Source organism: Bacteroidota bacterium (genome assembly GCA_016183775.1).
GTDB lineage: Bacteria > Bacteroidota > Bacteroidia > JABDFU01 > JABDFU01 > JABDFU01.
This window is the reverse complement of record JACPDY010000090.1, coordinates 1-12,479: the sequence shown is the minus strand read 5'-3', so window position 1 is coordinate 12,479 and position 12,479 is coordinate 1. Positions and strand designations below refer to the sequence as shown.

Annotated in this window: 11 protein-coding genes and 1 pseudogene; 8 read left to right on the top strand and 4 right to left on the bottom strand. The window is 39.9% G+C overall.

Translation table 11 applies throughout. The features are described 5' to 3' along the window. The first annotated feature begins 53 nt into the window (after window positions 1-53). From HYU69_11300 to HYU69_11280, 5 genes are all read left to right on the top strand, one after another. Window positions 54-338 carry an insulinase family protein gene (locus HYU69_11300; GenBank protein MBI2270920.1) on the top strand — a complete coding sequence of 95 codons (285 nt, stop codon included), beginning with the start codon at window positions 54-56 and terminating at the stop codon, window positions 336-338. 1 nt (window position 339) lies between these two features. Continuing rightward, the gene (locus HYU69_11295; protein ID MBI2270919.1) at window positions 340-1,497 is read left to right on the top strand and encodes an insulinase family protein; all 1,158 of its coding nucleotides are present in this window, start codon (window positions 340-342) and stop codon (window positions 1,495-1,497) included. Then, window positions 1,469-2,806: an insulinase family protein gene (locus tag HYU69_11290; GenBank protein MBI2270918.1), complete on the top strand. Its 1,338-nt coding sequence runs from the start codon at window positions 1,469-1,471 to the stop codon at window positions 2,804-2,806. The genes HYU69_11295 and HYU69_11290 overlap by 29 nt, the downstream gene beginning before the upstream one ends. Window positions 2,807-2,910: 104 nt before the next feature. Further along, a complete protein-coding gene (locus HYU69_11285) occupies window positions 2,911-4,083 on the top strand; it encodes a tetratricopeptide repeat protein (protein ID MBI2270917.1) in 1,173 nt (390 codons plus the stop codon). Window positions 4,084-4,095: 12 nt separating this feature from the next. Beyond that, complete coding sequence (locus HYU69_11280; GenBank protein MBI2270916.1) at window positions 4,096-5,382, top strand: hypothetical protein; 1,287 nt, start codon at window positions 4,096-4,098, stop codon at window positions 5,380-5,382. Here the strand turns inward: HYU69_11280 and HYU69_11275 are convergent, their stop codons facing one another. The 3 genes from HYU69_11275 to mnmE form a co-directional block, all read right to left on the bottom strand. After that, window positions 5,383-7,038, bottom strand: a complete 1,656-nt coding sequence (locus HYU69_11275; protein ID MBI2270915.1) for a tetratricopeptide repeat protein — start codon at window positions 7,036-7,038, stop codon at window positions 5,383-5,385. It abuts the gene before it with no gap. 257 nt (window positions 7,039-7,295) lie between these two features. Continuing rightward, on the bottom strand, window positions 7,296-7,436 hold the full coding sequence (locus tag HYU69_11270; protein MBI2270914.1) for a hypothetical protein: 141 nt from the start codon (window positions 7,434-7,436) through the stop codon (window positions 7,296-7,298). A gap of 271 nt (window positions 7,437-7,707) precedes the next feature. Then, window positions 7,708-9,111 (bottom strand): tRNA uridine-5-carboxymethylaminomethyl(34) synthesis GTPase MnmE, encoded by a 1,404-nt coding sequence (gene mnmE / locus HYU69_11265; GenBank protein ID MBI2270913.1) that lies wholly within the window; start codon window positions 9,109-9,111, stop codon window positions 7,708-7,710. A gap of 176 nt (window positions 9,112-9,287) precedes the next feature. Between mnmE and sucD the strand changes: the two genes are divergently transcribed. From sucD to HYU69_11250, 3 genes and pseudogenes are all read left to right on the top strand, one after another. Continuing rightward, entirely contained in the window at window positions 9,288-10,169 is an 882-nt protein-coding gene (gene sucD / locus HYU69_11260; GenBank protein MBI2270912.1) for a succinate--CoA ligase subunit alpha, read from the top strand. Window positions 10,170-10,184: 15 nt separating this feature from the next. Continuing rightward, window positions 10,185-10,899, top strand: a pseudogene (fabG, locus tag HYU69_11255) (3-oxoacyl-[acyl-carrier-protein] reductase). A gap of 5 nt (window positions 10,900-10,904) precedes the next feature. Further along, a complete protein-coding gene (locus HYU69_11250) occupies window positions 10,905-11,540 on the top strand; it encodes an aquaporin (GenBank protein ID MBI2270911.1) in 636 nt (211 codons plus the stop codon). On the opposite strand, the gene HYU69_11245 is transcribed toward HYU69_11250, so the two are convergent. Further along, window positions 11,537-12,313: a phosphatase PAP2 family protein gene (locus tag HYU69_11245; protein ID MBI2270910.1), complete on the bottom strand. Its 777-nt coding sequence runs from the start codon at window positions 12,311-12,313 to the stop codon at window positions 11,537-11,539. The genes HYU69_11250 and HYU69_11245 overlap by 4 nt on opposite strands. Window positions 12,314-12,479 lie beyond the last annotated feature (166 nt).

Genomic DNA, 12,479 nt, shown 5'->3' with positions numbered 1-12,479 from the left:
CTTATTTTTATGATGTTTTTAACAAAGAAACAATACACTAAAACCCTATACATATGATAAGTAGAATCAGGAAAACACTTTTTGCGCTACTATTTATTGCTGCACCTTTCGTTTTTATACAGGCACAGCCGCAACTCATTGAAAAGATTGAACCACGTGCGGATGGATTAATTATCCCGTATGAAAAGTATAAGATGCCTAACGGACTTACTGTTATAATTCACGAAGACCATTCTGATCCGGTTGCGACAGTAATGATAACCTACAAAGTGGGATCTGATCGTGAAAGTGTCGGAAAGTCAGGCTTCGCTCATTTCTTTGAGCACATGATGTGGTAATATGAATGGAAATACAACCCAGGATCGCACTCAATATTTTAACAATATCCCAAGTAACCAGGTCGAAGTGGCACTGTGGCTTGAAGCTGACCGTATGGGCTATTTACTGGATTCACTTACAAGCAAAAAATTCGAAAATCAGCGTGACGCAGTAAAAAATGAAAAGGCACAGAACCAACAGAACCAACCATATGGTATGATAAGTGAGATCATGGGACAAACACTTTACCCCTTTAAGCATCCGTATAGCTGGCCTGTTATAGGCTATGTTGATGATCTGAACAGGGCTTCACTGAATGATGTGAAAAATTTCTTTCTTCGCTGGTATGGTCCTAACAATGCGGTTTTAACGATTGCCGGCGACGTTGACACAAAACAGGTATTGGCATGGGTTGAAAAATACTTTGGTAATATCAAACAAGGACCGGATGTAAAAAAACTTAAAATTCCGGCGATAACACTTCCCGGTGATAAGTATGCAAGTTACAGGGACAAAATATATCTACCCTTGTCACATCGTGTAATCCCCACAGTTCCAGCGTATCACAGAGATGAGCCGGCATTGGATTGCCTGGCTGATATGATGGGAGACGGGAACAATTCAATATTCTACAGGAATTTTGTAAAAAACGAAAAAGCGGCAGAGGTTGATGTTTATCACCCTACGCATGAGTTATCAGGAGAATTTACGATCAGTATACTTTACTACCCTCCACAGGAAGCATTCCAGGATTATACCGCCTATGATAAAATGTTCAAGGAAATAGAGGAGCGCACCAAAGCAACAATTGATGAATTTGAAAAGACAGAAATAACAGATGAGGCACTTCAGCGTGTTAAAGCAAAGCGCGAAGCCACCGTTTTGCGCGGAGTTGAAAGCGCATATGGCAAGGCGGAAATACTTTCGAATTGGGATTGGATGCTGGGCCGTACATACAATGTAAAGGATGAAATAGAAAGATATAATAAGGTAACCAAAGAAGATATAGTGAGAGTTTTCAATAAATACATCAAAGGAGCAGGAGCGGGAGTTGTTAACGTATACCCCCGCATTTCCGATAAAGATTCTGTTAAGAGTTATAATCCGAAGATGGGCAAAACCCACACCTTCGGCTCCCAAAACAGCAAAGGTGCCCGATTACTATTCATCACAGCTTAAAAACGGATTAAAAATAATCGGCACTAAGACATCGGAAACCCCGATCGTACAGATAGCAATAACGATTGATGGGGGAGATCTTACATTAAATACTGATGAATTAAAGAAGAATGGTATTGCCGAACTGACTGCTCAGCTCTTAAATGAAGGGACTAAAAACTATACAACTGAACAGGTCAGTGCTGAGTTGGATAAGTTAGGCAGCTCTATATCATTCTTTGCAGGTAAAACAACTTCATCAGTTTATATTTCATGTCTGAAGAAAAACCTTGACGCAACCTTAAAGTTACTTGAAGAGAAACTGCTTAATCCACGTTTTGATGAAGCCGATTTTAAACGCGTAAAAAAACAATATAAAGAAAGTCTTGTTCAGCAAAAAAGCAATCCAAATTACACCGCATCAGTTGCGTTTTCGTCATTGCTATACGGGAATAATAATATATGGGGATTAAATCCCACAAAGAAAAATGTCGAAAAAATGGAACTTGCAGACGTAAAGGGATATTATGAAAAAAATTATTCTCCTTCGGCTGCAAGGGTTGTAATTGTAGGTGATGTGGATCAAAATGAAATATTGTCGAAGCTTGAATTCCTGAACAAGTGGCAGGCAAAAGAAGTTAAGGTTAATGCTGCTGTTACTCCGGCGCCGATTGATCCTGTTGTTTATTTGGTTGATAAAATAGGCGCTCCATCTTCCATTATACGTATGGGTCAGATATCGCTGCCTTATGACGCTACAGGTGAATACTTTAAAAACACTGTTGCCAATCATGTGCTTGGTGGAAATTTCAACTCACGCCTTAACATGAATTTGCGTGAAGAGAAAGGCTATACCTATGGAATTCGGTCTGGTTTCAATGGAGATAAGTACAAAGGCACTTTCTTTATTGGATCGGCTGTAAAGCGTAAAGAAACCGGCAACTCTATGGTCGAGATAATTAAGGAGACTAAAAATTATATTCTGAATGGTGTTACTGACGCGGAAGTGGATTATACCAAAAACTCCATGCTAAACGGCCAGGCCATGAACTATGAGACCAATTTTGATAAGGCATTTTTCCTTGGGAACATACTTGAGTATAACTTAAGCAAGGATTATCCTTTACAGCAGGCCCAGATCCTTAAAAGCATGACCAAAGAGGACTTTAATAACCAGATCAAAAAGGCTTATGACCCAAGCAAAATGGCTATTTTAATAGTAGGAGACAAGGTGGCCATTAAACAACAAATGGAATCTCTGAATTTTAACGTTAAGGATTTCAATGAAAAACTTAATCTTAAAAAATTCAAGGAACTTGATGTTGATTGATCCGCTTATACGATAATATTCCGATCAGGAAAAACCTTTCCATATATGGGAAGGTTTTTCTATTTTTAGGCACGTTTATTGTAAAATATAGAAAAATTAAGACTATGACTAAACTGAAATTATTGACGGTAATGCTTACAGTTTCTATCACATCTCTGTTCGCGCAAAAAAACAACCTGGTAAATACATGGAATTACCTGCGTTCAAAGGAACTTGATAAAGCAAAAACTGCAATTGATGCGGCTGCTCAAAATGATGACACCAAAAACAGCCCCAAGATGTGGCTTTATCGTGCACAAACTTATATGGCTATAATGGAAAGCAAGGAAGATAAATACAAAAACCTTGATCCTGATGCGGCAGAGAAAGCTTTCACCGCGGTGGTCAATTGTTTTAAAACAGACAAGGACAAAGTTTACTATGATGATGCCAAAGGAATGCTGATGCCCGCATCTGTGAGGTTATATAACCGGTCGATCGAAGCTTTTAGCGCTAAGGAGTACGATAATGCTATCCGGTACACTACAGCTCTTTTTGAGGGTTTGCCTTTTGATAAGGATGACGCGATGAAGCACCAGAACATTACCGCCGACAAACTGAATTATCAGCTATTCAGCATTGCTTATTCGGCCAAAAACTTTACGCTTGCCAAAGAGTACCTTCAAAAATTGATCGATGTGAAATATAAGGATCCTAATATCTACCTCAATATGGCAGGCATTTATGAGAATGAAGGAAACGCGGAGAAACAATTAAGTTATATTGAGCAGGGGCGCAACCTCTTTGACGACAACGTTGATCTGATCACTGCCGAATTGAATTATTATATCAAACAAAACAAAATTGATGTATTGCTGGATAAAGTGAGCAAAGCCATTGATGCTGCTCCCGACAATGAAATTTTACATTATACGCAGGGTAATATTTACCAGGGTAAAAATGAACTTGATAAAGCCGAAGCAGCATACAAGAAAGCTATTGAGTTAAAGCCGGACTATGGTGACGCAAATTATAATTTAGGTAAATTATACCTGGATAGGGGCATCAATTACAACAATACCGCCAACAATTTACCACCTAAAGAATCAAAGAAAGCACAGGAATTGTCTGATAAAGGTAAAGGGGAGTTTGTAAAGGCCATTCCTTACCTGGAAAAAGCTCATTCAGACAACCCGAAAGATGGAAATGTCACCAAGGCACTTTTGCAGTTATATGTTACCACCGGCGATAATGATAAATACGCGAAGCTTAAAGAGGAGATGAAGAATAATAAATAATCAAAATTGTTCATGAAAAAAAATATTCTTGCCTTATTGATCAGCGGTGCACTGTCATTACAGGCTCAGAATAGCAAAGTTGTTGCCGCCTGGAAATACCTGCAGGATTACTACAATGTAAAAGACACTTCGTCGCTGAGACACGCGAAGGAAGCCATTGACATTGCATCGGCAAATGCCGACTCCAAAACATCGGCAAAAACATGGACTTACCGTGGAAAAATATATCAGACCATATTTGAACAAATGTATCAGGTAGAGTATGATAAACGTCAGAATATCACCGATGTAAACAAAAGAGTATTAGAAGCCTATTTGAATTCAAATATGGATTATTTGCTTATCGCGAATGAAGCCTATTTGACCGCGAGGCAGTTGGATAAGAAGAAAGATTATGAAGAAGAGATAATGCCGCGTTTTTCCGATTGCGCCCGCCACTTTGAAAATTGCGCTGTGGCCAACTACAACCAGAAGAATTATGACAAGGCCTTGATTGGATTTGAAAAAGCAATGGAGATCAATTCAATGAATGGTTCACCCGACACAACCAATATGTCGAATGCGAAGGTTGCTGCCGAGTTGGCACAGAATAACAATAAGGTGAAGATGCTCTATGAAAAACTGCTGGAACACAAGGTAGGAAAGGCTTCTACATATCATAATTACCATTATTTTCTATTGAACAAACTGAATGATGAGCCCAAAGCAATGGAAGTGATAAAAAAGGGACGGGAGCTTTACCCGAACGATGTAACATTAATAAATGATGAGACTAATTTTTTCCTGAAATCGACCAACCCGGATGACGCTGCCAAAGCCCTTAATAACCTTAAGCTGGCACTGGAAAAGGCACCCAATGATGCGATCCTGAATCTCGCCTTAGGAAACCTGTACGATCGCATGGCAAATCCCAAATCAGCTGATACCGGTAAGGATCTGCCCAAGCCCGCTAATTACGAAGAGCTTTGGGCCAATTCCGAAAAATATTATAAAGCGGCTTACCAGCTGAACAAAAACGATGGAACAACATTGTTCAACCTGGGAGCGCTGTACAACAATAAAGCCAGGCGGATGCTGGAACTAAGTTCGGAGATAAAGGATGATACAAAATACAGGAAAGCAGTGAAAGAGGCCAACGATGTTTTAAAGCTGGCCAAACCATACCTGGAAGAGGCCTTTAAGTTAAATGGAAGCGATTGTTCGGTTATCCTGGCGCTGAAACGCATGTACATCAGCACCGGGGAAACGGAGAAGTTTGACGCGATGGATGCGAAGGCGAAGTCCCTAGATTGTCAATGATCACAAGCGACTTGTCCTGTTAACTTCCTCAACGCACTTTTTAAAATTTACCGTGTCGTTTATCGATTTGTAGTATTGAGCGAGCTGCTGATAGGCATTCACAAGATTTTTATTGAATTCCAGCGATTTTTTCCAATAGGCGGCAGCTTCTTCGTTTTTTCCTATCCGTTTTTTCACCAGGCCCAGGTTAAAATAGCCCATATAGTTATCGGGAAATAGTTCGATCTCCTTTTTTATTTCAAGTTCTGCCTGTTCGTAGTTCCCCAGGTAAATGTAAGCCGCGCCGATATTATTATGCAGCAATCTTTCCTTCGGATTTCTGTTGAGCCCTTCACGATATGCATCGATCGCTTTCTGATATTGCCCGATGCTTTCATACGTTTTTCCCAGATCGAGGCAGGCCAATGATGAATGATCAGAGGTTTTAACAGCGCTTTCCCAATAACTGATCGCGTTATTAAAAATGGGAAGCCTGTAAATGGTAATACCCGTGAACAGTAACAGTATGGCCGGAATGATGTATTTATATTTTCTTATGGCTTCGCGCTTAAAAATATCAAATTCACTCACCACAATAAAAATTCCAACCATTGATAGGTAAGTGCGGTGTTCCAGTCCCCCGAAATAGCCGGTGAGCAAAGAAGGAGAGATAAATGCTAAAAACCATATAAACCCAAACAAAATATAATTCCAGCGCTTTTGCTTCGTGAAATATATTCCAACAGCCAATAGCAGCAAAGCAATGCCGGCAAGTATGTAATTGGTATCACCAACAGTCGACATGACAGAAAGGTTAAAGGGAAGTACCATTTTTTGAATGTATTGCAGCAATAAAGGACTGTTTATAAGCAATTCGTTAAATGGGCTTTTAAGCGTGGCTTCATTGGGCATACCTTCAAAAGCCCTGTATCGCATAAAGTACCAGGCCGCGATCACAACTAAATAACCCGAAAGCAGGTAAATGCTTTTTAATGAGAGTAGTTTTTCACGACTTATAATGAGAAGAAATAAAAACGAAATAGCTGTCAACGCCATAGCGCTTTCCTTTGTAAGCAAAGCGACAAAGAATAATAACAGGTGAAGAATAACGTTCTTTACAGAACCCGTTTCGGCATACTTTACCAGGTTAATAAAACTTAACAGGCAAAAAACAGTAATAAGCGAATCGTTACGGCCCGGTATCCAGGCCACAGCCTGGGTTAAAAGCGGATGAGCCGCGAATACAAGACTGAACAGGAATGTGGCCAAAGGATCAATGCGCAGCTGGTGAAACAGAATAAATAAAAGAACGCAGGAAAGAATATGATAAATGATATTTGTGAAATGGAAAAACTTGGGACTGGGTTTGCTTGAAAATTGAGCGTCAAGCAGGAAAGAAAGGGTTAAAATGGGCCGGTAATAATCACGGGGATTATCGGTATGATGTTTTGCATAAAAAACATGTTGTTTAAAGGCCTGGGGGATATTGGAAGGATCCTTTAAAAACGAATAATTATCAATTATAAGGGTAGGTTCATCAAGGCCAATAAACTGGTACGAAACTATGCCGGAATATAAGAACAAAGTGAATAATGAAATGATCGCGATTTGTAATCGTTTGTTCTCTAAAAATGGCAGGCGTTTATTGTTTGAAGTAGGGTTGTTCTTATTTGCCATTCGGCAAACATACTGAATAAATTTGAATAGGAGAAGTGCTTAATTGCCTGATTACCATTATTTAGCTATTTAACATAATGCAAATTATAAGACAAAACAGTATAAGGCGTGAAGAACGCCAAACACTATTTTTTCCTATAATTACGATTATGTGTAAATAGCCGCACAGCCATTATTTTAATGGACTACGTCTTTATTTAATGGAAGCGGACAAATTGTTATGATTGGTCGTCTTAAAGACGGCCTTCCAGACAATATTAAGGAAGAGTTTTTAAAATTTCTTCGACACCCTTAGGCGAAAAAACTATTGGAGTTCCCTTGTTGTTTTTCATATTAGCCTCAAGAACTTCAAATAAAGATTGTGGCGTCATAAAGTACCCCTTTTCTTTACCGTCCATTATAAAAGTAAAAACTATTTGACCAGTATAGTGATGTTGCTACTCATTTTAATATCATTTTGTATCCTGATGTAACATGTTGTAACATTTTGTAAACCTCTTTAGGTAGAATTTGTACCTCAAAATGTCGAGGTACAACGAAGGTACAACAATATAAAAGTCCTAAGGAAATTTTCTGAATTAAAAATAATTAACAAGTGGCCTGTAAGCCTTGACAATAAAGGAGTTGGTCAGATAAAAAATGTTTTTGTCAGATTAACTAATAGGGGGTCTACTTTCCGATACAAAACTTCGAAAAAATATTCTGAAGTAAGTCCTCGGTGGTCACTTCTCCGGTTATGAGGCCCAGTTGGTGTAAAGCATTTTTAATATCCACAGAGATTAATTCCCCGGATATATTTTTACTCAACCCGTCATACACTTTTTCGAGCGCGCTGCCGGCATTGTGTAATGCCTGCATGTGACGTACATTGGTAACAACAGTTTCGGTAACATTAATGGTACGGCTGTCGAACAGGTCAACAAAACGTTTCCGTAAAGCATCCATATTAATCCGTTCCTTGGCAGAAATAAAAAGTATATCCTTAAATGCGGCAAACTCACGCTCTGTATAGACCAGGTCTTCTTTATCGATCTTATTGCCAACTATGATCAGCTGCGAACGCTCATTCAGGTGTTCCTTAATTTCATCTATTTCCTTTTGCAATTCTTTGCTGGTCAACTCATGTACATCAAACAGATACACTATAATAGACGATTTCTGAATTTTCTCAAATGTACGCGATACACCAATTTGCTCGATCAGGTCGGAAGTCTGGCGGATACCTGCCGTATCGATAAAACGAAACAAAATACCATCAATACTGATATCGTCTTCAATAATATCACGCGTGGTGCCGGGAATTTCGGAAACGATCGCCCTGTCTTCCTCCAGCAGTACGTTAAGTAAAGTTGATTTGCCAGAATTCGGCTTCCCGACTATAGCTACAGGTATCCCGTTCTTGATCACATTACCCAATTCAAAAGATTCCACAAGACGATGGATCACTTTTTGAATAGAAAGAACAAGTTTTTTGAGATCATCCCTGTCAGCAAACTCCACATCCTCTTCACTGAAATCGAGCTCCAGTTCTATAAGTGAGGCAAAATTCACGAGGTTTTCACGCAATACCTTTATTTTGGTTGAGAATCCGCCGCGCATTTGCTGCATGGCGACCTGGTGAGAGGTAGCCGAAGTAGATGCGATGAGATCGGCTACCGCTTCAGCCTGCACAAGATCGAGCCGCTTGTTAAAAAAAGCACGGAAGGTGAACTCGCCGGCATCAGCCAGGCGGGCACCTTTACGGATAAGAAGCTGAATCAATTGCTGCTGGATAAACCGGGAACCATGACATGAAAATTCAACAATGTTCTCTGCAGTATAGGAATGCGGACCCACGAATACAGTAAGCAATACCTCATCCAATACAATATCTTTCTCTTTTATTACTCCAAAATGAACCGTATGCGACTTTAATTTAGAAACATCAACGGATTTACCATTCTTTTTATAAAAAAGCAGGCTCGCAATTGCAAATGCGTTTTTTCCCGACACACGAATAATACCAATAGCCCCTACTCCATCAGGAGTGGCAAGGGCTACAATTGTTTCGCTATTTAATGGATCGTATCTGATTTATGCAAAATATGAAATACTTTCTAATATAGCAATTAGCGAAAAATCCGGCTATAATCAGCTGTTTGATATTTATTAAAAGATTCTAACAATTTACCATATTTATTCGCTTGTTTTTATTGGTAATACTGCATCAAAAAATTAACTTCGCAAACATTATAAATAACTGAAAAGATATGAGCGTTTTAGTCAACAAAAAATCGAAAATAATCGTACAGGGGTTCACCGGTACTGAAGGCACCTTTCATGCCTCTCAAATGATTGAATACGGAACTAATGTAGTTGGTGGAGTAACTCCAGGTAAAGGTGGTTCCAAACACCTGGATCGTCCCGTTTTCAATACGGTTCAGCAAGCTGTGGAGTCAACAGGAGCTGATGTTTCCATCATATTTGTCCCGCCCGCGTTTGCAGCGGATGCTATTATGGAATCGGCTGAAGCCGGAATAAAAGTGATCGTTTGTATTACCGAAGGTATTCCAACCCGCGATATGATCACGGCTAAAGAATATATTAAGGGTCGCAACTGCCGGCTTATAGGACCCAACTGCCCGGGGATTATTACTGCAGGTGAAGCCAAAGTAGGTATCATGCCGGGATTCGTTTTCAAAAAAGGGAAAATAGGTATTGTTTCGAAATCAGGAACATTGACATATGAAGCGGCTGACCAGGTTGTGAAAGCCGGGCTCGGAATTACCACTGCTATTGGCATTGGTGGCGACCCTATTATCGGAACATCGACAAAAGAAGCAGTGGAACTATTAATGAACGACCCCGAAACCGAAGGTATTGTTATGATCGGTGAGATCGGTGGAACAATGGAAGCGGATGCCGCATATTGGATAAAACAAAATGGCACCAAACCTGTTGTAGGATTTATTGCAGGTAAGACCGCACCTGCCGGACGTACCATGGGGCATGCCGGTGCGATAGTCGGAGGGGCCGATGATACAGCAGAAGCTAAAATGAAAATTTTACGTGAGTGCGGTGTTCATGTGGTTGAATCACCTGCTGTTATAGGAAAAACAATGGCTGCTGCTTTGAAAAAAGTTACAGCTTAATCTGACAATTTGATTATGAAGCTATTAGAAGGGAAAGTCGCTTTGGTAACCATTTAAGCTGGCCGAACAGGGTGCCAATATTGCTTTTACCTATTTATCGTCAGTAGAAAAAGGCATGGCTCTTGAAAATGAACTGAAAGCGCTTGGAATAAAAGCAAAAGGTTATCAATCGGACGCGGCCGCTTTTAAGGCTGCTGACGAACTGGTGACAGCTGTAGTGGCTGAATTTGGAACTGTAGATATATTGGTGAACAATGCAGGCATTACCCGCGACACGCTTTTAATGCGCATGAGCGAAGAACAATGGGACCAAGTGATAAATGCCAACCTGAAATCGGTTTTCAACATGACAAAAGCCATACAGCGCCCTATGTTGAAGCAACGCAAAGGCAGTATCATAAATATGAGTTCGGTGGTTGGTGTAAAAGGCAATGCTGGACAATCTAATTACGCCGCCTCCAAAGCCGGAATCATTGGTTTTTCAAAATCGGTGGCGCTTGAACTAGGATCACGAAATATTCGCTGTAATGTAATAGCACCCGGGTTTATTGAGACTGAAATGACGGGAGCGCTTGACCCTAAAGTTGTAGAACAATGGCGCGAAGCAATTCCATTAAAGCGCGGCGGTACTGCAGAAGATGTAGCCAACCTCACTTTATTTCTTGCTTCTGATCTATCAGCATATATAACCGGGCAAACCATTAATGTTTGTGGCGGCATGTTAACATAAAGTTCATGAGTAAATATATCATCGAGTTTATTGGCACTTTTTTTCTTGTTCTTACAATTGCGTTTACCGGAAATCCGGTCGCGATCGGAGGAATATTAACAGCACTCATTTATATGGGTTACGGAGTTTCGGGCGCCCAATATAATCCCGCGACAACAATTGCCGTTTGGATACAAAAAAAGATTAACGCCAAAGAAGCTGGTCTCTATATTTTAAGCCAGGTGCTTGGTGCTGCCAGTGCTTCAATTGCCTTTCATCTGGTCTATGGAAATACCCGTGTGTTTTTTCTTTCACCTGACATAAAGATTAACATCCTGAAACCACTATTTGTTGAAGGAATGTTCACATTCGCCATGATGATGGTTATTTTGTATACTGCAGTTGCTAAAAGAAATGCGGGCAACCATTATTATGGGTTAGCTATCGGAATAATTGTTACAGGAATCGGCTATGCCGGAAGTTATATATCGGGCGGGGCTTATAACCCTGCTGTTGGTGTTATACCTATTTTAATGGAAACTATTCTTGGTGTTTGTCAATGTCACCCGATAAATCATGCCTGGATATACCTGGTTGGACCAATAACCGGTTCCGCAGCTGCAGCACTCCTTTTCCGATATATTCTGAAAGAAGAAGTTTAGAACGTCCGTACTTTCCAGTTCTTTTTTCTTGTAATAAATTTCCCAATGCTGTATCCTAAAACAGCTCCCATAAAAACATCTGAAGCCCAATGTTTGTTCGACTCAACGCGCGACAGGCTTGCTAAACCAGCTAAAGTATATGAAACCACCGGAACCCATTTTTTGTATTTGTATTGTTCGGATATAACAGTTGCCATGGCAAATGCCGATGTGCTGTGCCCCGATGGAAATGAATTATCACTTGATTGAAAAAAAATATTCACATAAGTCGCACAACCGGCATCAGGTTTTCCGCCATAAATAGATGGACAAGGCCTGTGGCGATGAAAAAACTGCTTGGGTATGGTAACAATTATACCGCTCACAACAAATGCTTTTAATCCCAACAAAGCGGTTTGTTTGCTACGCTCATCACTTTTAACTGAACCATATAAATAAAACAGACCTAACAGGGGCATGGAGTATTTGCCGCTTCCCCAGGGCTCAAGGCCGTATTGTTGAATATCCTGAGTTGTTGAATTTCGGTTCCTTAAAGCAAAATCGCGGACGGCAGCATCCTGCGAAGCAATGGTAATATCAGCTGCAACAACAGCCGAAAATATAAGCCATTGTTTTGGGGAAGATTTAAATGGAGAAATGATTACATCACGAGTGTCATATATGTATGACTTAAAATAAGCTTTGTTAAATCCTGTCCTTACAAAACCGGTATCGGTCTGGGAAAAGCAAGTAGAGCAGAAAATAATTAATAGTATGGTAATTATTCTTTTCAATAGAGATTATACCAAATTAGATTATTATAACGTGAGCTATGGATTAAATTGACAACAAACGGTTGATAATAAAAAAGTTAAGATTAAAAAGATAAGGACTTGAGGTGAAAATTAGAGGAAAAAAATAAACCTCTACAACCCCAAGTCCTATGTTACTTACCGACAC